The sequence below is a fragment of the Mesorhizobium helmanticense genome (genome assembly GCF_003034915.1).
GTDB classification, from domain to species: Bacteria; Pseudomonadota; Alphaproteobacteria; order Rhizobiales; family Rhizobiaceae; genus Mesorhizobium; species Mesorhizobium helmanticense.
Genome location: NZ_PZJX01000050.1, coordinates 135,158 through 152,597, shown reverse-complemented (window position 1 = coordinate 152,597; position 17,440 = coordinate 135,158). Strand labels below are relative to the sequence as shown.

The 17,440-nt window shown below is 61.5% G+C and carries 19 protein-coding genes and 2 tRNA genes; 12 read left to right on the top strand and 9 right to left on the bottom strand.

Features of this window, described 5'->3' with window-relative positions; all coding sequences use genetic code 11:
• Nucleotides 1-43: 43 nt before the first annotated feature.
• Entirely contained in the window at nt 44-1,009 is a 966-nt protein-coding gene (locus C9427_RS27165; protein WP_107652131.1) for a YecA family protein, read from the bottom strand.
• 232 nt (nt 1,010-1,241) lie between these two features.
• Between C9427_RS27165 and C9427_RS27160 the strand changes: the two genes are divergently transcribed.
• The 6 genes from C9427_RS27160 (at nt 1,242) to C9427_RS27130 (ending at nt 5,587) form a co-directional block, all read left to right on the top strand.
• Nucleotides 1,242-2,075 (top strand): HNH endonuclease signature motif containing protein, encoded by an 834-nt coding sequence (locus C9427_RS27160; protein WP_146172601.1) that lies wholly within the window; start codon nt 1,242-1,244, stop codon nt 2,073-2,075.
• 512 nt (nt 2,076-2,587) lie between these two features.
• Entirely contained in the window at nt 2,588-2,911 is a 324-nt protein-coding gene (locus C9427_RS27155; RefSeq protein WP_107652129.1) for a hypothetical protein, read from the top strand.
• Nucleotides 2,908-3,093, top strand: coding sequence for a hypothetical protein (locus C9427_RS27150; RefSeq protein WP_107652128.1), 186 nt, complete (start codon nt 2,908-2,910; stop codon nt 3,091-3,093). The genes C9427_RS27155 and C9427_RS27150 overlap by 4 nt, the downstream gene beginning before the upstream one ends.
• Nucleotides 3,090-3,443, top strand: coding sequence for a hypothetical protein (locus C9427_RS27145; protein ID WP_107652127.1), 354 nt, complete (start codon nt 3,090-3,092; stop codon nt 3,441-3,443). The genes C9427_RS27150 and C9427_RS27145 overlap by 4 nt, the downstream gene beginning before the upstream one ends.
• Nucleotides 3,444-3,608: 165 nt before the next feature.
• Complete coding sequence (locus C9427_RS27140; protein ID WP_107652126.1) at nt 3,609-4,298, top strand: hypothetical protein; 690 nt, start codon at nt 3,609-3,611, stop codon at nt 4,296-4,298.
• Nucleotides 4,299-4,510: 212 nt separating this feature from the next.
• The gene (locus C9427_RS27130; RefSeq protein WP_245437184.1) at nt 4,511-5,587 is read left to right on the top strand and encodes a site-specific integrase; all 1,077 of its coding nucleotides are present in this window, start codon (nt 4,511-4,513) and stop codon (nt 5,585-5,587) included.
• A gap of 19 nt (nt 5,588-5,606) precedes the next feature.
• Here C9427_RS27130 and C9427_RS27125 read toward each other — a convergent pair.
• Both C9427_RS27125 and C9427_RS27120 read right to left on the bottom strand, forming a co-directional pair.
• Nucleotides 5,607-5,683: transfer RNA gene (locus C9427_RS27125), tRNA-Arg, on the bottom strand.
• Nucleotides 5,684-5,744: 61 nt separating this feature from the next.
• Complete coding sequence (locus tag C9427_RS27120) at nt 5,745-6,050, bottom strand: ETC complex I subunit (RefSeq protein ID WP_097575469.1); 306 nt, start codon at nt 6,048-6,050, stop codon at nt 5,745-5,747.
• A 124-nt stretch (nt 6,051-6,174) separates the two neighbouring features.
• Here C9427_RS27120 and C9427_RS27115 point away from each other — a divergent pair.
• Nucleotides 6,175-6,251 (top strand) — tRNA-Pro (locus C9427_RS27115).
• A 231-nt stretch (nt 6,252-6,482) separates the two neighbouring features.
• Here C9427_RS27115 and hdaA read toward each other — a convergent pair.
• Genes hdaA through C9427_RS27100 form a run of 3 tightly spaced genes read right to left on the bottom strand, consistent with a single transcriptional unit; the run spans nt 6,483 to nt 8,909 of the window.
• Nucleotides 6,483-7,187 carry a DnaA regulatory inactivator HdaA gene (gene hdaA, locus C9427_RS27110; protein ID WP_107652123.1) on the bottom strand — a complete coding sequence of 235 codons (705 nt, stop codon included), beginning with the start codon at nt 7,185-7,187 and terminating at the stop codon, nt 6,483-6,485.
• Between the two features lie 5 nt (nt 7,188-7,192).
• Nucleotides 7,193-8,380 (bottom strand): AI-2E family transporter, encoded by a 1,188-nt coding sequence (locus C9427_RS27105; protein ID WP_107652122.1) that lies wholly within the window; start codon nt 8,378-8,380, stop codon nt 7,193-7,195.
• A complete protein-coding gene (locus C9427_RS27100; RefSeq protein ID WP_107652121.1) occupies nt 8,352-8,909 on the bottom strand; it encodes a CDP-alcohol phosphatidyltransferase family protein in 558 nt (185 codons plus the stop codon). The genes C9427_RS27105 and C9427_RS27100 overlap by 29 nt, the downstream gene beginning before the upstream one ends.
• A gap of 187 nt (nt 8,910-9,096) precedes the next feature.
• On the opposite strand from C9427_RS27100, the gene C9427_RS27095 reads away from it, so the two are divergent.
• The 4 genes from C9427_RS27095 (at nt 9,097) to C9427_RS27080 (ending at nt 11,929) form a co-directional block, all read left to right on the top strand.
• A complete protein-coding gene (locus C9427_RS27095) occupies nt 9,097-9,513 on the top strand; it encodes a hypothetical protein (RefSeq protein WP_146172600.1) in 417 nt (138 codons plus the stop codon).
• A gap of 85 nt (nt 9,514-9,598) precedes the next feature.
• On the top strand, nt 9,599-10,681 hold the full coding sequence (gene purM / locus C9427_RS27090) for a phosphoribosylformylglycinamidine cyclo-ligase (protein WP_107652119.1): 1,083 nt from the start codon (nt 9,599-9,601) through the stop codon (nt 10,679-10,681).
• Nucleotides 10,678-11,388: a phosphoribosylglycinamide formyltransferase gene (purN, locus tag C9427_RS27085; RefSeq protein WP_107652118.1), complete on the top strand. Its 711-nt coding sequence runs from the start codon at nt 10,678-10,680 to the stop codon at nt 11,386-11,388. The genes purM and purN overlap by 4 nt, the downstream gene beginning before the upstream one ends.
• A 16-nt stretch (nt 11,389-11,404) precedes the next feature.
• Complete coding sequence (locus C9427_RS27080; protein ID WP_107652117.1) at nt 11,405-11,929, top strand: SixA phosphatase family protein; 525 nt, start codon at nt 11,405-11,407, stop codon at nt 11,927-11,929.
• A gap of 196 nt (nt 11,930-12,125) precedes the next feature.
• Here the strand turns inward: C9427_RS27080 and C9427_RS27075 are convergent, their stop codons facing one another.
• From C9427_RS27075 to C9427_RS27065, 3 genes are all read right to left on the bottom strand, one after another.
• Nucleotides 12,126-12,362 carry a DUF680 domain-containing protein gene (locus C9427_RS27075; protein WP_107652116.1) on the bottom strand — a complete coding sequence of 79 codons (237 nt, stop codon included), beginning with the start codon at nt 12,360-12,362 and terminating at the stop codon, nt 12,126-12,128.
• A 396-nt stretch (nt 12,363-12,758) separates the two neighbouring features.
• A complete protein-coding gene (locus C9427_RS27070; RefSeq protein ID WP_107652115.1) occupies nt 12,759-14,864 on the bottom strand; it encodes a molybdopterin-containing oxidoreductase family protein in 2,106 nt (701 codons plus the stop codon).
• A 169-nt stretch (nt 14,865-15,033) separates the two neighbouring features.
• A complete protein-coding gene (locus C9427_RS27065; RefSeq protein WP_107652114.1) occupies nt 15,034-15,936 on the bottom strand; it encodes a LysR family transcriptional regulator in 903 nt (300 codons plus the stop codon).
• 195 nt (nt 15,937-16,131) lie between these two features.
• Here C9427_RS27065 and C9427_RS27060 point away from each other — a divergent pair, with 195 nt between their 5' ends.
• Entirely contained in the window at nt 16,132-17,412 is a 1,281-nt protein-coding gene (locus C9427_RS27060; protein WP_107652113.1) for a serine hydrolase domain-containing protein, read from the top strand.
• Nucleotides 17,413-17,440 lie beyond the last annotated feature (28 nt).

Sequence of the window (17,440 nt, the reverse complement as noted above, 5' to 3'; positions counted from 1 at the left end):
GAAAGAACGGGCTTGGGATCCTCGCGTAGGGCAATCAGCTTGCTTATGCGGTCTGTTGTCCCCAACTTTCGTATCCTGGCGGATAAATCAACGGATCATCGCCGGTTGTAATTGGCGAAGGCACACCGCCATGGCGCTCAAACTTCCTACCGTGGCAGCGCCTGTATTGCGCCCCTCCGCCACAAGGGCAAGGTTGCCCCCGCTCGAAAAACGGCAGCTTGTATTTCGCTTCCGGACCGATCACGCTTATCCCTTCAACCGTTGAAACCTCTCCCCACATATCCACGAATATGAACGTCGGGGAAGAAGACTCTAGGGTGCTTTGAGGGTACTGCCCAAACTCAACAGCTAACGTCCTGCGATTGATCGCTGCCCAGCTGATCATGTCTCCGACGGTACCCGAGGCTTGAGGCTTGGCAGCTGCCACTCTGATCCGGTCGGCCATTTTCCCAGCGATTACCCCGTGGGGGGCGTCTCTGTCGATTAGTGCAAGAATTTCCTGCTCGTCTGCCTCGCTAACAGCCGACCTTGCACCCAACACCCCGAGACCTCGACCGGTGATGTGCCCTTGCATCTTGAAACTGCCTACCGCTTTGGATTCTCCGAAATGATCGATATTCATGATCGAGCCGTAAACGGCTTTACTTTGTTGCCCGGAAATCACGGCCCCAACGAAGCCGATTGCCAAAGAACGCAATGCTTCGCGGATGTTCCTTACTGGTGCGTTCCTGAATTCGTTGTCAAAGACATCTCGCAAGCCCCTTATCAGGGCCTCGATGGTCGGGCATGTGGGCGCAAGGCTGGAGATTGCATCAGTAAGAACCTTGCGGGTCTTGTATCGCCCCGCCTCAGCCAGGCCTGTAAAGCCGAACAATAGGCGGTAACCCGGGGCCTGCAGAACTATTGCCTTGTTTGCTGCGCTATCGACCAAACGCCCGTTGGCGGTCAGTCGACGGTCGCTGGCTATAATGCTGTGGTATTTCCCGTTGGCGAGCAGAATGAGTGTCATTTCCTCAGGGCCGCAAGGCTTCCTTTCTTCGTGAGAGCTAATGTAAGTTAGTGGATTGATCGGCGGCTTCGCTCAGCTGACCTAGATAACCGCCGACTGCATTTCCAATCGGATCGTCCGCGACTAATCGTTCAACGAGATCGCAGGCTGCGCCCGATTAAGCTATTGTCTCCAAAATTTTGTCCATTGGCTCGACAATCGAATAGGCTGGAGACTAGGGGGGGGCAACATCATGAGTGATCAAGACGAGGCGCGACCGCCGACGCCCGATGGCGTCAAACGGATACTCCGGCAGAGAGCCGGCTTCGGATGCTGTTTGTGTGGTCTTCCGATCCTTCAGTATCACCACATCATAGAATGGTCAGTTGAGGAGCATTTCCGGCCAGACGACATGATGGCTCTTTGTCCTACGCATCATGACATGGCTACTAAAGGTGCGTACCCATTAAGTGAGCAGCGCCGAGACCAAGCCAGTCCCTTCAACATTCAGCGAAGACTAGCAAGGGGCTTGCTGGCCGTAAAACAGGACTATCCCGCAATCGAGTTAGGCTCGGTGTTGGTGGTGAACAATGGTCCAATCCTCAGCATTGATGAAGAGCAGGTAATCGGATTGTCCATCGCTGAGGGCGCCGTAGGCCTCTCCCTTAAGCTGTACTCCGAAGACGGTCCTCTTCTCTGCCAAATTGATGAAAATGAGTGGGTTTCTGGCAATCCTTTTGCATGGGATATCGTAGCCGACTGGCAGATTCTTACGATCAGGCAGAAGAAGGGGTCTGTAAACCTTTCGCTTAACGCTAAGTTGATTCCAATGAAACTTACGGGCTCTCTCTGGTTTAAGTCGAAGGAAATCAAGATCACGGAAAAGAAAATTCGTTTTGTCTCAACCAACAACGATGTGGAAAACCTGGCGTTTGCGCGAATGTCCCTATCTATGCATGAAAATGGGATTTCACTTGTTCCGAACGGCAAAGGCATGATTATGGGAGTGGGTGTGGAGAACCGAAGAGAAAGGCTTTGGAAGACCGTCGGTGAATGGCGCAAACTAAAAGACCAGGCCGCGAGGTGATCCGAATGCCTTGGAGGTCCGCTGACACCCTCTCGGCCTGAGCGAGGATCTTTTTTCGCGAACGGACGAGGCCGAATCGGCGCGATCATTTCCTCGACTTAATGAGTTCTGGCATAGCCGTACTCGTCCCAGTCGATCGCGTGATTGAGATCATAAGAGATACAACCAAGGTTCATCGAGCATCGCAAAGAGCAGTTTCAAAAGCTTCGCCCCCGCGAGGGCGTCTTGAATTGTTAACCGAATGAGAGCATCGTGTCCGTGGGCGTGATAACCCGGACCAGTGACGACCTAAAATCGTTGGCGCGATCTTATAAGTCGTTAATCCCGCTTGCGGGATGACGCGCAGCTTGGCGGCTGCCGCGAACGGCCTTCTATAGGCCGGGGGCGGTGGTGCTGTCCAGACCTCGCGGTTAAAAGCCACCGGCCTGTCTCACTGGCAGGTTATCACCCCCCGGCTTTGGCGCCGATCGCCATGCGGGCCGTGATAGCCCATATCCAGTGAGCAAAAGACCATGACACCTCAGAAGACCGATCACCGTTTCTCACGCCGTTCGATCCTAGGCGCGTTCACGGCATTGCCGGCCACCCTGGCGCTGCCGGCCGGCGCGTTCGCTGCTTATTCCAGACCGGAGAAAGCTGCCGTTGGCCTGGCGCTGGTCGAACAGCGCATCCTCGAGCTCAATGCCCTGATGAATGAGCACATCGGACCCGACGAGACGTGGAACATCTGGTTTTGCAGCGATGCGAGGGGGACCGACGTCCGCGCCACTCACTACGGCAGAACCGATCCCCGTTTCAAAAGAATCGTCCTCGATCTGGTGAAGGTGCGGTCATGAGCGACACAAACAGCCGCGCGCTCGCGCAACTCCACACGGGAATCGATGCGGCTCTCGACGAGGCGCGCCGGATCAATGCGGATGCAGCTGCACTGGCCAAATCGATGCAGGCGCTACACGGTGGCGAATGGCGAATTCAGGTCTACCACCAAGTCGGGTTTTGTTTGGTGGTGCAGAAATGATGAGCGCCGCAAACATGTCTCGCCGGGTCTTGCTCGGATATTTCGCCGCGGTTCCAGCCGCAATGGCATTGCCAGCCCTGCCGGCGCTGGCGCTGCCGGTAACTCGTGCTGCACCTGTGGCCGCTCCCGCTGCTGCTGCTTCTATTGCCGCGAGCATGAGTATCGAGGAGCGATTAGCTCTTTTGCCACCGGAAGTCGCGGCCCGGCTCCGCATCGAGTTCAACAAGATGATCGATGCGGCTTGGCGTCGAGTTTATCGGAGGCGAGAGAAAGAACGAAAACTGAGGGCAGCCGCCCGAAAGGCGAAGCGAGCGCTTGTTCCACGGGGAACAGGCAGTGTAACCGGCTGATACTTATGCGAGTTAATGCCCCAGACCGGTAAATTTTCCGGTCTGGGGACGGCAAATGTTTCACGAGTAATAGCACTGAAACAGTTAATTGGTAAGATTTGCTATTGACGGAGTTCGCTCGGCAGAGATAGATTTCGGGAAAATTTGCCGAAAGGATTTTCGAACATGCGTTCCCGAGAACTCCAGCAGTATCTTGCTTCGATCACCGGCCGGCCGTTGAGTGAGATCGACCAGCGCTGCCGGCCCCTTCGGGACATATCCCGCACGTCGGAAGATCAGCGGCTTAAGATCTCAACTGGCCCGAGAGGGCAATCTGCACCGCACATGGAAATTGCCGAAGGCATGTTCCATTTTCTCACTCTTGTTTCTCGGCGACCGGCAGATGCATTAGACGTCGCACAGTCACTATTTTCCAATTGTAGGCTGATCAGGCATCCCGATCATCCAGGATTGTCAGAGGCCTTTCGTGGGGAGGCGCGCTTGCTGGCATCGTTTATGGTTGTTGCTATGAACAAGGGCTATGAAACGGCCGGCTTTAAAATCAGAAGTTTCGAATTGCAGGAGGATGGGCAGGCAGCGTGGATGACGTTCGATCGTCGGTCTCTAACGAACGTCCGATTTCTGTTTAGCAGTTCCGATGAACTCCAGCATTTGTCAGAGGAAGACAGCGATAGGCTATTTCGCTCTATCGATTCGATCTCGGCGGGCAATCGGTTCGTCATCGGAGCGGACCATCTAAGGTCGGTAGGCAAGCGCATCCTTTTGGAAAGACCGCTCGCCGAGGCAACTAGCGACGACGATCTTGTTGTGGCTACGTCGGAATTATTCGACGTCGCTGCGATCGCAGAGCGATAGCTAGAAAATGCCCCGCTCTCCGTCGGTCACCCTGGCTGAGATAACTCGGGCGCTGAAAGCGGCTCAAGCCGCTGGCCTCACCGTTTTTTCCTACGTGACCACGAAGAACGGCGTGCGCGTCATCACCGTTGAGGAAAAAGCTGAATCGGTTCACGCGAACCCATGGGATAGGTTTCTGAGCGATGGCAAGGCGGAATAGACACGGCCTGCCCTTGCATGTCAGCCCGGCGCCAGACCGGCATGGAAAGACGCGTCTGCGCTTCCGCAAGGGCCTCTATTCGACATATCTGCATGCGCCGCTCGACACGGAGGAATTCTGGCAGGAGTACCAGGCCGCTCTCGCCGGTGTGAAGGCGGCAAGCCAGCATATAGGGGCTTCGCGCCACAAGCCGGGCAGCCTCGCCGCCCTCGCCCTCTCCTACTACCAATCGCCCGAATTCATTGGTCTGCGCGATTCCACAAAGGCCGTGCGTCGCGGCATCATAGATCGCTTCGTCCGCAAGGCCGGCGCGGATCCTGTCCGCCTGATCGAGCGCAAGCACGTCAAGGCAATCATCGGCGGTATGGCGTCAACGCCGCACGCTGCGAACAACCTGCTGAAGGCGCTGCGGCTGCTGCTCGACTTTGCGATGGACATCGAACTGATCGAGCGCAATCCGGCACGCGGTATAAAAGGCTTCAAGGTCGCCACGAAAGGGTTTGCGACGTGGTCTGAAGCCGACATCGCCGCCTATGAGAAGGCGCATCCGATTGGGACCCGCGCCCGCCTGGCTATGGCACTGCTGCTCTACACCGGCCAGCGCCGCGGCGACGTCGTACGGATGGGGTGGCAACATGTTGTCGCAAACCGCATTGCTGTCCGCCAATCGAAGACCGGCGCTAGGCTGGAACTGAAAATCCATAAGGCGCTTGCGGACGCCCTTGCCCACACGGAGCGAACGAACCTGACCTTCCTTGTGACCGAAAACGGTGCGCCATTCTCGCCGGCCGGGTTCGGAAATCTGTTCCGCGAGTGGTGCGATACTGCTGGTCTTAAGGGACGCTCAGCCCACGGTTTGCGCAAATCGGCCGCCAAGCGGGTGGCGGATGCTGGGCGAAGCACAAACCAAATTCAGGCTCTTACTGGCCATGCAACTCTGCAGGAAGTCGGCCGCTACACGCGCGCCGCTGACCAAATGAAGCTCGCCGACCAGGCCGTCGACTCGATGCCGGATAGGTCAGACCGTGAACACAATTTTCCCAACCGCAAGACAAGGTTGGACAAACACGCTCGTAAGGCATTGAAATGATTAAGTGCAGAAAGATGAGTGGCGATCCCGACAGGATTCGAACCTGTGACCATCGGCTTAGAAGGCCGGTGCTCTATCCAGCTGAGCTACGGGACCGCTGGGCCGACCTGGGGGCCGGCTGAAACTATGCGCTGGAATCACCTCCCGGCGTTGCCGGTCAATGCGTCCAGGGCGTCCTGCGGTCATAGCGGAAATTCTCCGCATAGGAAATCTGGCGGCGCTTGGTTTCCTTGGGCTCCTCGACGCGGTAGGCGAGGCCCTCCTTCTGCGCATAGGCGACCGCTTCTTCCCTGGTGTCGAAGGTGAGCCTGATCTGGCTGCGCATGTCGCCCGAGGTGGTATAGCCCATCAGCGGATCGATCTTCTTGCGCATCTCGGGATCGAATTCGAGCACCCAGTGGCCGGTCTTGGCCTTGCCGGATTGCATCGCGGTTTTGGCTGGGCTGAAAATGCGCGCGGACATGGCCACCTCGTTGCTGTGCAAGGCAGCGTCGCTACCTCTGGCCCGTCATTACTGCGCAATGGGGGCGGCGGCAAGGTTTTTGCACTTGCGTTGCCGAGCCGAAATCACTAGGCAACAGACCGTTCGGAGTGTAGCGCAGCCTGGTAGCGCATCTGGTTTGGGACCAGAGGGTCGGGAGTTCGAATCTCTCCACTCCGACCATCCAATCTCCCCCCTTAAATCAAAACTGTCTGTAAGCGAGCTCGCCGGGCGAGAACCCCAACCGCCTACACTCCCGGCGAGCCTACTACCTGATTGATACGCATCAGGACCGGGATTAGCCGGCAAGCTGGGCGTTGCAAGATGGATGCCAGCTATTGTTTCCCGAAATGGGACAGCGGCTGTGCCCCCTTTTCCCTCGCCTTCAAGGGAAGAAGCGATTTTTTCCTACCCCTAGATATCGAACGCGCCCTGCCCTTCATCCATGGCGCTGACGGTCTCGGCGGCGAGGGCGCGGGTGATCGGCGTCTTGCGTTCGAGCGCGGTGCGGTCGAGCCGCTCGACGACCCGCATGGCGGTCGCCAGCGAGCGCTCGATGCGGCGCACCAGATATTGCACGACATGCGGCTCGACCTCGATCTGACGGTCGGCGAACAGCTTGGTGATGACGCCCGCGAGAAGCAGGTCGTCGGGTTCGTGGATCTCGATCGTCGCCGCCGCCTTCAGCCGCGAGGCCAGATCGGGCAGCCGAACACCCCAGGCGGATGGGAAGCGCCGCGCGGTCAACAAGAGGGTCGAGTGGGCGCCGCGCACCGTATTGATCAGATGGAACAGCCCTTCTTCATCGACCGGGCCGGCGTCGACATCGTCGATCAAGGCCGGGCGGGCGCCGAGCTCGGCGATGCAACCGCCGATGCGGCCGGCATCGACCGCCACCGCGCCGGCATGGGCCTGCCAGATCGAGGCCAGATGCGTCTTGCCCGAGCCGGCCGGTCCCGCCAGCACCACCACCGGCGAGGGCCAGTCCGGCCAGCGGTCAACCAGCGCAACCGCCTGGCTGTTGGTGCCGGAGACGACGAGATCATCGCGCGAATAGCCGGTGCCGTGGCCGAGATCGAGCGGCAACTGGCGTGGCGGATCGATCTTGTTGTCGCTCATCCCTCTCAGCCGCGCGGCGTCCCCCTGCGGCGGCTGGGCGGCAGCGGCGGAGCCGGCTCGGCGCCGTGCCCCTTGTAGAGCGGCGATTCGAGATAGCGGGCGATCGCAAAGCGCACCAGAACCGCGACCGCCGCCGAAGCCGGCACCGCGATCAGCAGGCCGACGAAGCCGAACAGCGCACCGAAGGCAAACAGCGCAAACATCAGCCACACCGGATGCAGGCCGACGCTTTTGCCGACCAGCCGCGGCTGCAGGATGTTGCCCTCGATGAACTGACCGACGAAGAACACGCCGGCCACCGCCGCGACCATGGTCCAGTCGGGCCAGAACTGGACGAAGGCGACGCCGACGGCCAGCACCAGCCCGGTCAGCGAGCCGACATAGGGGATGAAGGAGATCAGCCCGGCGAACAGGCCGATGAGGATGGCGAAGTTCAGTCCGGTCAGCGTCAAGCCGGTGGCGTACATGGCGCCCAGAACCAGGCAGAGCGTGCCCTGGCCGCGCACGAAACCGGCGGTGGCGGTGTTGATGTCGTTGGCGATCGCCCTGACGGTCTTGACATAGTCACGCGGCACCCAGCTGTCGACGATCGCCACCATGCGGTCCCAGTCGAGCAGCATGTAGAAAGCGACGACAGGCGTGACCACGAACAGGCTGACGATCGACACCAGCGCCACGCCGGAACTCCAGATCGAGGTGAACACCGTTGTCAGCAGGCCGAAACCGGAGGTGAGCAGTGAATTCAGCCCGTCGCGCAGGCCATTGGCGTCGACGCCGAATTTCTGTTCCAGCCATTGCGGGTCGAAGCTGGTGATCAGCGCCTGCAATCGCGTCAGATATTCCGGCAGTTTGCTAGCGAAATCGGCCATCTGCGAGGCCAGCACCGGAACCAGGATGACGAAGGCCAGCACCAGGACGACGATGAAGCCAATGAGGATGACCACCGTCGCCATGAGGCGCGACAGGCCGAGCCGCTGCAGCCGGTCGGCGACGGGATCCAGGAAATATGCCAGCACCATGCCGGCGACGAACGGCAACAGGATGGCGCTGAAGACATAGAGGAACAGCGCCAGCAGCACGGCCGTCGCCAGCCAGAAGAATATCTGCCGGCGCAATGCCACGGACGCAGCATAGTCGACCACCGCCGCCGCGGCGGCTTCGTCTTCAGTTGCCCGGTGTGGAGCCTTCGCCATAGCCGCTCATATGCCTCAGCCAAGCCACGAGATAGGCCGCGGCCGAAGCCACGGTCAAGACCCCGGACAGGATTATGAGCGCCGGCCTCAGCGGGTCGAGGCGAATGCCAAAGGCGAGTTCGCCCAGCACCACGGCGGCCAGCGCGATCTGGATGGCGGTGTTGGCCTTGGACACGAACAGCGGTTTCATCTCGACCGGATGGGCCATGACGGTGGACAACAGCACGGCGCAGACGATCAACGCATCGCGCGACACCATCGTCACCACCAGCCACAGCGGCAGCTCGCCGATGAAGCCCATGACGACGAACACCGAGACCAGGAGCAATTTGTCGGCCATCGGGTCGAGATAGGCGCCGAGCTGCGACTGCTGGTTGAAATGGCGGGCGATGAAGCCGTCGACGCCGTCGGAAATGCCGGCGACGAGAAAGCCGGCAAAGGCCCAGTCCCAGCGCATGTTGAGCATCGCCAGCACCACGGCCGGCACCAGCACCAAGCGCATGATCGTGATCAGGTTGGGGATGGTCAAGGCGATGTCCCGTCGCTTTTATTGGCTGATACATGATGGAGATGACGGGTGGGCGCAAGAACCAAGGGCGAAAGGCAAGCTGTCCATGGTTTTGCCTAGACAGGAAAAGTAGGTATTTTCCGGTGGTGGTGCTCGGGCATTGTTTGGTCGCAGCAATCCGGCATGGGAGAACAAATCGAAGATGAGGATGGCACAGAGAATCACCATCATCCTGCGTGTCACGCTCTGCTATCTGGCCGGAGTGATCGAAAGTCTGCTGACTTTCGCACTTTTCGCATCATTCGCAACTCCCCAGCGCTACGCCGCCTTGAATGACCATTTGACCGGTTTCGTTCTTGTGCTGGCCGCTGGCCTTCTGGTGTCTTGGCCCCTCTGGTTGACGGCCGTTGTCGTGGCCTTCGTTTTCGCGCGGTCAGTTGCCGCAAGCCCGGGTCTCTGGACGGCGGCGGCAACCTTGATCGTCGCTGGTTTCTCGTATGGAGCCCTGCCGTTTGATGGAGAAATCAGATCGGTGGCGACCGTCGGTACCCTCGCCGCCGCGCTGGCGGGCATTTCTTTCTACTGCTGGAGTGTATCGAGCCCGGTTCGGCCAGTTTCCAACTGAAACACCAGCATCGCCTGCTTGCCTTGCGGGGCAAAACCGTTCATGCGAAGAGCCCGCAGGGAACAGCGATGGGCAAGCGCAACAGATGAGCAAAGCGCCAGACATGAACAAGCGCAAGAACGGGCTCACCTATGCCGAGGCTGGCGTCGATATCGATGCCGGCAATCTGATGGTCGAGAAGATCAAGCCGCTGGTGCGCGCGACGCGCCGGCCAGGCGCCGACGGCGAGATCGGCGGCTTCGGCGGCCTGTTCGACCTCAAGGCGGCCGGCTTCACCGATCCGGTGCTGGTCGCCGCCAATGACGGCGTCGGCACCAAGCTGAAGATCGCCATCGATGCCGGCAAGCACGACACGATCGGCATCGACCTCGTCGCCATGTGCGTCAACGACATTGTCGTGCAGGGCGCCGAGCCGCTGTTCTTCCTCGACTATTTCGCCACCGGCAAGCTCGACCCCGACCAAGGCGCTGCGATCGTCGGCGGCATTGCCGAAGGCTGTCGCCAGGCCGGCTGCGCGCTGATCGGCGGCGAGACGGCGGAAATGCCCGGCATGTATCACGGCAAGGACTACGACCTTGCCGGATTTGCCGTGGGCGCTGCCGAACGCGGCCAGCTTCTGCCCACGGACGACATCGTCGAGGGCGACGTGCTGCTCGGCCTCACCTCGTCGGGCCTGCATTCGAACGGCTTTTCGCTGGTCCGCCGCATCGTTGCCACCAGCGGCCTTTCATGGAGCGATCCGGCGCCCTTCAACGACGAGGCGACATTGGCCGAGGCGCTGCTCGAGCCGACCCGCATCTATGTCAAGTCGATCCTCAAGGCGATCCGCAACACGCATGGCATCAAGGCGCTGGCCCACATCACCGGCGGCGGCTTTCCCGAGAACATCCCGCGCGTCCTGCCGAAGGATTTTTCGGCCGAACTCGACCTCGACGTCATCGAGGTACCGCCGGTGTTCTCGTGGCTGGCGAAGACCGGCGGCGTGGCGCCCGAAGAGATGATGCGCACTTTCAACTGCGGCGTCGGCATGATCCTCGTCGTCGCCTCCGGCCAGACGGCGCAGGTCGCCGCCGTGTTGCAGGAGGCCGGCGAGACGGTAACGCCGATCGGCCGCATCGTACCGCGCCGCGACGCCGGCGTGATCTATCGAGGCTCGATCGACCTATGAACGCGCGCAAACGCACCGTGGTGCTGATTTCGGGACGCGGTTCCAACATGACGGCGCTGATCGCCGCGGCAACCGACCCCGCCTATCCGGCCGAGATCGTCGGCGTCATTTCCGACCGGGCCAATGCGGCCGGCCTCGGCATCGCGGCGGCGCGCGGCATCCCCACCAAGGTGATTTCGCGATCCGACTATGCCGGCAAGGAGGCGCATGACGGCGCGATCGACGCCGCGCTGGCCGCCTTCGGCGCCGAGATCGTGGCGCTGGCGGGCTATATGCGCATCCTCGGCGCGCGCTTCGTCGAGAAGTGGCAGGGGCGGATGATCAACATCCACCCTGCCCTGCTGCCGGCCCTCAAGGGGCTGGACACGCATGCGCGGGCGCTGCGCGCCGGCATGCGCATCCATGGCTGCACGGTGCATTTCGTCACGCTGGACATGGACGACGGCCCGATCATCGCCCAGGCGGCGGTGCCAGTGATGGTGGGCGACAATGAGGATACGCTGGCAGCGCGCGTGCTCAAGGCCGAACACCGGCTCTATCCGCTGGCGTTAGGCCTGGTCGCCGAGGGCAAGGCGCGCATGGAAGGCGGCCGCACCGTGCTTGCGCATTTCGCCGACGATGCCGACAATAGCACGTCGGTGGTGATGGCGCCCGACCCGCTGCGCGAGGAGACGGACCTGGAACATCTGGCGCGGATTACACCCTGAGCAGAAGGAGGCTGGCATGGCGACAACGAAGCAACTTCTGCTCCTCCGCCATGCCAAGTCGAGTTGGGATGACCCGGCACTTGCCGATTTCGAGCGGCCGCTTACCGGGCGCGGGCTGAAGGCGGCGCCGCTGGTTGGACGCGCGCTGGCCAAGCGCGGCTGGTTGCCGGACCTGGCGCTGGTGTCGCCAGCGCTGCGCACCCGTGACACATGGCGGCTGGTTTCAGCGCAATGGAAGGCGAAACCGCCGGTCGAATTCGTCCTGGCGCTCTATGAAGCCATGGCTGCCGATATCCTCGCCAAGGTGCGGCAGGCGGATGCGGCCGCAGGCACCCTTCTGGTGGTCGGCCACAATCCCGGGCTGGAGGAGTTCGCGCGGCGGCTTGCCGGCGTCGGTTCGGATGCCGGGGCGGCGAGAAAGCTCGAAGAGAAATTCCCAACCGCGGCACTTGCCCGTTTCGAAGTCGACGGCAACTGGGCCGGTCTCGCTTTTGGCGGCGCCCGGCTGACACATTGCCTGCGGGTGAAGGAGCTGGGCTGAGTTCGGCCCGGCCGGTCGCGATTTGAAAAGCTCATGCCGAACAAGGACCTGGCTCAGGCTGCAACCGATCTGATTCAAGCTCCGCCCGCCGATAGCTGGCCCACAAAAACAGAGCGGCGGGACAAGCCCGCCGCTTTGAGGTTTTGAGAACCGCTGACCGTTCGATGGTTCTACGTGTTGGCGATCGGGTCCGCGCTTAGCGGCCCCAGATACCCTGGCCGGATTCGGGCTGGACGACATCGGACGTCGACTTGACGACGTTATGCTCGGCGGGCTTGCGGATCGAAGCGGTCGTCGTGCGGTCGACATTGGCAGGCGCGGTAACCGCGGCAGCCGGCTGATTGACGTTATCCGAACCATAGTGGTCGCTGCCGGCGAAAGCGCTGCCGGTGGCAACGAGGATGGCGGCGGCGGTAAGAGCGATCTTGGTCATGTCAATTATTCCAGTCTCTTAATGTTCTGTCCGTCTAGTGGCGTGCCTTGGGAGGAATTCGCGTCGCTCGGACCACCTCGAGATGGGTCGGCAGTGCTGTCATTTCCAGTCACGAAGTTGTGCCTGAAAAACCTCTGATACGGCGGTTGAAAACTGGAGGATGATTACCTCCGCCACAGTCTTACCAAGCGATATCATATGGTTAGGCGAACGCGCCGTGCGCGAGCGCCCAGATTTGCTGAGCCAGCGTTCACACCGTACTGCACAATGCGTCAACAGAAATCGAACCGAACGGTTCGGTTTTGATGCCAGTCTCGCGAAAAGTCGCGTGATGTACTCCTTGGCGAAGAAGATGGCAGCTCTACGATGACCCTGATTGGTGGTTGGCGAGCCCGCTCAAAGCGCCCGGAGCCAGACCTTGTTGTCGTGCACGGCGGCGCCGCCATAGGGCGCCGGGGCGTCGGCGCCGGTCAGCACGTTGATGCCCTCGCCGCGCTCGTGGGCACTGTTCGGCCAGATGCCTTCGGCCACCACCACGCCGCGCTTGATGCCGTCGAAGAATTTCGCGTGCAGCACCACTTCGCCGCGCTGATTGCCGACCTCGACACGGCCGCCATCGGCAAGCCCGAGTGCTGCCGCGTCGTCCGGGTGCAGCAGGAGTTCCGGCCGCCTTTCCTTGGCTTTGGACACCGGCGTCTCGGCAAAGCTCGAGTTGAGGAAATTGCGGGCCGGCGAGGTCGTCAGCCGGAACGGGTGCGCCTCGTCCGCGACCTCGATCAGGTCGACATGATCGGGAAATTCCGGCAACCGTTCCACCGGCCCGAACAGGCCCATGCTTTTGGGCGGCCGATTGGGCGCCGCCTGCCCGGTCCAGTTGGCGCGGAAATGGAACTTCTTGTCGGCATGGCCGAAGCCGGTGATGAAATGCGCGGCCTCGAAATCCGGCTGCAGGTCGACCCACTTGTCTTCCTTCAGACTGTCGAAACTGCCCAGCCCGCGCTTGCCCAGGATGATGTCGATGTGCTGCTTTTCGGTCAGGCCAAAGCCCGGCTGGTCTGCGACGCCGAGGCGCTTGCCGAGTTCCTCGATGACGAAATGATTGGTGCGCGGCCCTTCCGGCGGATCGATCAGCTTCGGCCCCAGCGTGATGTGCTGGTTGCCGCCGCCCTTGTAGATGTCATCATGCTCCAGGAACATCGTCGCCGGCAGCACGACATCGGCGAGCTTTGCCGTGTCGGTCATGAACTGCTCATGCACGCAAGTAAAAAGGTCGTCGCGCAGGAAGCCCTGCTTCACCAGCCGCTGTTCCGGCGCGACATTGGCCGGATTGGTGTTCTGGATCAGCAGCGCTGTCACTGGCGGGCCGCCATAGAGCGCATCCCTTGCGCCAGTCAGCACCGGGCCGATGCGCGAATGGTCGAGATGGCGGATTGAGGGATCGCGCATCTTCGTGCCTTCCAGCAGCTCTTGGTTGAGCTTGAAGATGCCGGAATTGGAATGGAAGGCGCCGCCGCCCTCATACTGCCAGCAGCCGGTGACCGCCGCGATCGAGGCCGCGGCGTGCATGTTGACCGGGCCGTTGCGCTGGCGCGAAAAGCCGTAGCCGAGGCGGAAATAGGTCTTCTTGGTCGTACCGACCAGACGGGCAAAGGCTTCGATCTCGGCGACTGAAAGCCCGGTGATCGCGGCCGCCCATTCCGGCGTTTTTGTCCGCAGATGCGCTTCCAGTCCCTTCGGATCGTCGGTGTACTTTTCCAGATACGCGCGGTCGGCAAGACCGTCGCGGAACAGCACATGCATCACCGCGCAGGCCAGCGCGCCGTCGGTGCCGGGCTTCAGCACCAGGCCGAGGTCGGCCTGCTTCATCGTCGCGTTCTCGTAGACGTCGACGACGACGATCCTGACGCCGCGTTCCTTGCGCGCCTTGATGGCGTGGGTCATGACGTTGACCTGGGTGACCACGGCATTGGTGCCCCAGATCACTACGCAATCGGATTTGCCCATCTCGCGCGGGTCGGGACCGCGCAGGGCGCCTGCCCCCATCATCCAGCCGGTCCAGGCCAGATTGGTGCAGATCGAGCTGAAGAAGCCGGAATATTTCTTCGCATGGCGCAACCGTTCGATGCCGTCGCGCTGCACCAGCCCCATAGTGCCGGCATAGAAGTAGGGCCAGACCGTCTCCGAGCCGTATCTTGCTTCCGCCGCAATGAACTTTTCGGCGACAAGGTCGAGCGCCGCCTCCCAGCTCGCGTCCTTCCACGTCCCGTCGCCTTTGGCGCCGGCCCGCACCAGCGGCTTCAGCAGCCGGTCGGGGTGGTGGATACGGTCGGCATAGCGGGCGACCTTGGCGCAGATGACGCCTGATGTGTAGCTGTTGGCCTTGGCGCCATGGACGCGGCCGATGCGTCTCGCATCGAGCAATTCGACCTCAAGCGCGCAGGTCGACGGGCAATCATGCGGACAGGCGGAATGGCCGATCCTGAGCTTGGCGTGCTGATTCATTTGGGCAAACTAGCCGTTTGTGACGGCGACGTGTAGGGCCAGTTGCACGCGGCCAATGCGCTTGAATGGCGCACCGCACCTCACGGCGATCCTGCAAGCAAAGCGATCATACGACTATTTCGGTCGCAGTGCAGTGAGATGTGGCGTCACCGTAGAAGCCGGGTATCGATCACAAGCCAACGGCAATCTCCTGGATGAAATCGAGAAATGCTCTGACCTTCGCCGGCGGCAGATGACGCGAGGGGTGGTAGGCGTAGAGCGGATAAAGTTCTTCCGACCACTCCGGCAGGATCGGCACGAGCTCTCCCCGCGCCAGGAACGGCGCCAGGCCGATGGCGAGGCTTTGGAAAATGCCTTGGCCGGCCACGCAGGCCGTTACCGCAACGGAAGGATCATCCAACACCAGGCGGCTTGAGATCTTGACCTTGACGATCTCCCCGCCTCGGTGAAACTCCCATGGAAAAGGAAGACCAGTCTGAGGATCACGGAAGAGAAGCGCCTCGTGATGGACGAGGTCGTGCGGCGATTGCGGCTGGCCGTGCCGTTCGAGATAGGCCGGCGCCGCAACGGTCAGGATCCGGGTTTCCAGGAGCTTACGTATGATGAGTGATGATGCATCGGGCGGCCCGAAGCGTACCGCCACGTCCACGCCGGTCATCATCTCCTCGCGATAATTGCTGGTCGAGAAATCCAGCAACAGCAGCGGATAGCGGGCGAGGAACCGCTGCAGCCCGGCTGCGAGCACCATGCGTGCGAACCACGGGTCCACCGATACGCGCAGCCGGCCGCGCACGACCGCCGCCGCGCCCGCGGCCTCGGCCGCCGCCTCATCCAGGCCTGCGAGAAGCGGCATCACCTGCGCATGGAAGCGGCGTCCTTCCTCGGTCAGGCTGACCTCACGCGGATTGCGATCGAAGAGTCGCACGCCAACCCGCGCCTCCAGACGCGCGACCGCCCGGCTCACCCCTGATGGCGTCAGGCCAAGCATCTCCGCGGCGCGGGCGAAATTCCCGGCCTCTGTAACCGCTACCAGGACCCCGACGCCGGTGAGAAGCCGCGTGTCGAAAACCATTCGATCTCCCTTCGCCTCCACGAGCCCCGTCCGCTTCGCCGGATGGCGGAGAGCGGTGATTTTCAGTCATCATAACATTGATCTTAATGCGCGTGAATCACTCAATGGCGGGACATACAAACACGGCGTCGCCGCAGCGCCGGCCAAGAGAGGCCAGGCGAGTCGGATTTCCCTCGATCCGGAAAGGAGTTAGCCATGACCTACCTCACACGCAGAACGATGCTTCAGCGCGGGGGAATGCTGGGGGCTATTCTGGCTCTCGATGCGGTCAGCCCCGCTTTGGCCAAAACAACGCCAGCCGGTTCGTCAATGCGGTTCAAGGCGATCGACGCCGCCTTGCGTGAAGGCGTTTCGAAGAACGACGTGGCCGGCGTCATCGCCGTCGCGGCCACGCCGAAAGGCATGGTCTACGAGGGTGCCTTCGGCAAGGCGAATGTGGCGACCGGAGCACCGATGACGCTCGACACGGTGTTCTGGCTGCTGTCGATGACCAAGGCCTTCACGGCAACAGCCTGCATGCAGCTGATCGAACAGGGCCGCGTGCATCTGGACGACGATGCGGCGAAGTACCTGCCTGAACTGGCCTCGCCGCAAATCCTCGAGGGCTTCGCCGAGGATGGAACCCCGCGACTGCGGCCGGCCAGGGGCGCGATCAAGGTACGCCATCTGCTGACGCATACCTCCGGCTACACCTACTCGATCTGGAGCGAGGCTCTGACCCGCTACGAGAAGGTGACGGGCATGCCCGACATCGCGACCTGCAAGAACGCCGCTTTCACCGCTCCGCTCGAATTCGAACCTGGCGAGCGGTGGGAATACGGCATCAGCATGGATTGGGTCGGCAAGCTGGTGGAAGCGGTGTCGGACCAATCGCTCGAAATCTACTTCCGCGAGAACATCTTTGCTCCGCTCGGCATGAAAGATTCAGGGTTCCTGATCGGAACCGGGCAGAAGCGGCGCGTCGCCAGCTTCCACAGCCGCCGTGCCGATGGCGGGCTGGAGCCGGCGCCCTTCGAGATGCCGCAGCGGCCGGAGTTCTTCATGGGCGGCGGCGGCGCCTTCTCGACGCCACGGGACTACATAGCGTTCCTGCAGGCGCTGCTGAACGGCGGCGCGCTGCGTGGCGTCCGAATCCTGCGTCCGGAGACCGTCGCCATGATGATGCAGAACCAGATCGGCGAGCTGAACGTCCAGGAGATGCACTCGGCGCAATCGCCCTATTCGCGCAGCTTCGACCAGTTCCCGGGACAGCCGCATAAATGGGGTCTGTCTTTCGACATCAACATGCAGCCGGGACCGAACGGGCGCTCCGCCGGCAGCATCTCCTGGGCAGGTCTGCTCAACTGCTACTTCTGGCTCGACCCGGTGAAGCACGTCACCGGCGCGCTCTTCACCCAGGTCTTGCCCTTCTACGACGAGCGGGTCGTCGCGCTCTACGGCGCTTTCGAGCGCGGCCTCTATGCCGGGCTCGCCTGAGCCCTCGCGATCGACATCAACATCTGGA

Bases quoted from the DNA above. Each gene is read 5' to 3' on its own strand.
- C9427_RS27165 (WP_107652131.1), bottom strand. From the start codon at position 1,009: ATGACACTCATTCTGCTCGCCAACGGGAAATACCACAGCATTATAGCC.
- C9427_RS27160 (WP_146172601.1), top strand. From the start codon at position 1,242: ATGAGTGATCAAGACGAGGCGCGACCGCCGACGCCCGATGGCGTCAAA.
- C9427_RS27155 (WP_107652129.1), top strand. From the start codon at position 2,588: ATGACACCTCAGAAGACCGATCACCGTTTCTCACGCCGTTCGATCCTA.
- C9427_RS27150 (WP_107652128.1), top strand. From the start codon at position 2,908: ATGAGCGACACAAACAGCCGCGCGCTCGCGCAACTCCACACGGGAATC.
- C9427_RS27145 (WP_107652127.1), top strand. From the start codon at position 3,090: ATGATGAGCGCCGCAAACATGTCTCGCCGGGTCTTGCTCGGATATTTC.
- C9427_RS27140 (WP_107652126.1), top strand. From the start codon at position 3,609: ATGCGTTCCCGAGAACTCCAGCAGTATCTTGCTTCGATCACCGGCCGG.
- C9427_RS27120 (WP_097575469.1), bottom strand. From the start codon at position 6,050: ATGTCCGCGCGCATTTTCAGCCCAGCCAAAACCGCGATGCAATCCGGC.
- hdaA (WP_107652123.1), bottom strand. From the start codon at position 7,187: ATGAGCGACAACAAGATCGATCCGCCACGCCAGTTGCCGCTCGATCTC.
- C9427_RS27105 (WP_107652122.1), bottom strand. From the start codon at position 8,380: ATGGCGAAGGCTCCACACCGGGCAACTGAAGACGAAGCCGCCGCGGCG.
- C9427_RS27095 (WP_146172600.1), top strand. From the start codon at position 9,097: ATGGCACAGAGAATCACCATCATCCTGCGTGTCACGCTCTGCTATCTG.
- purM (WP_107652119.1), top strand. From the start codon at position 9,599: ATGAGCAAAGCGCCAGACATGAACAAGCGCAAGAACGGGCTCACCTAT.
- purN (WP_107652118.1), top strand. From the start codon at position 10,678: ATGAACGCGCGCAAACGCACCGTGGTGCTGATTTCGGGACGCGGTTCC.
- C9427_RS27080 (WP_107652117.1), top strand. From the start codon at position 11,405: ATGGCGACAACGAAGCAACTTCTGCTCCTCCGCCATGCCAAGTCGAGT.
- C9427_RS27075 (WP_107652116.1), bottom strand. From the start codon at position 12,362: ATGACCAAGATCGCTCTTACCGCCGCCGCCATCCTCGTTGCCACCGGC.
- C9427_RS27070 (WP_107652115.1), bottom strand. From the start codon at position 14,864: ATGAATCAGCACGCCAAGCTCAGGATCGGCCATTCCGCCTGTCCGCAT.
- C9427_RS27065 (WP_107652114.1), bottom strand. From the start codon at position 15,936: ATGGTTTTCGACACGCGGCTTCTCACCGGCGTCGGGGTCCTGGTAGCG.
- C9427_RS27060 (WP_107652113.1), top strand. From the start codon at position 16,132: ATGACCTACCTCACACGCAGAACGATGCTTCAGCGCGGGGGAATGCTG.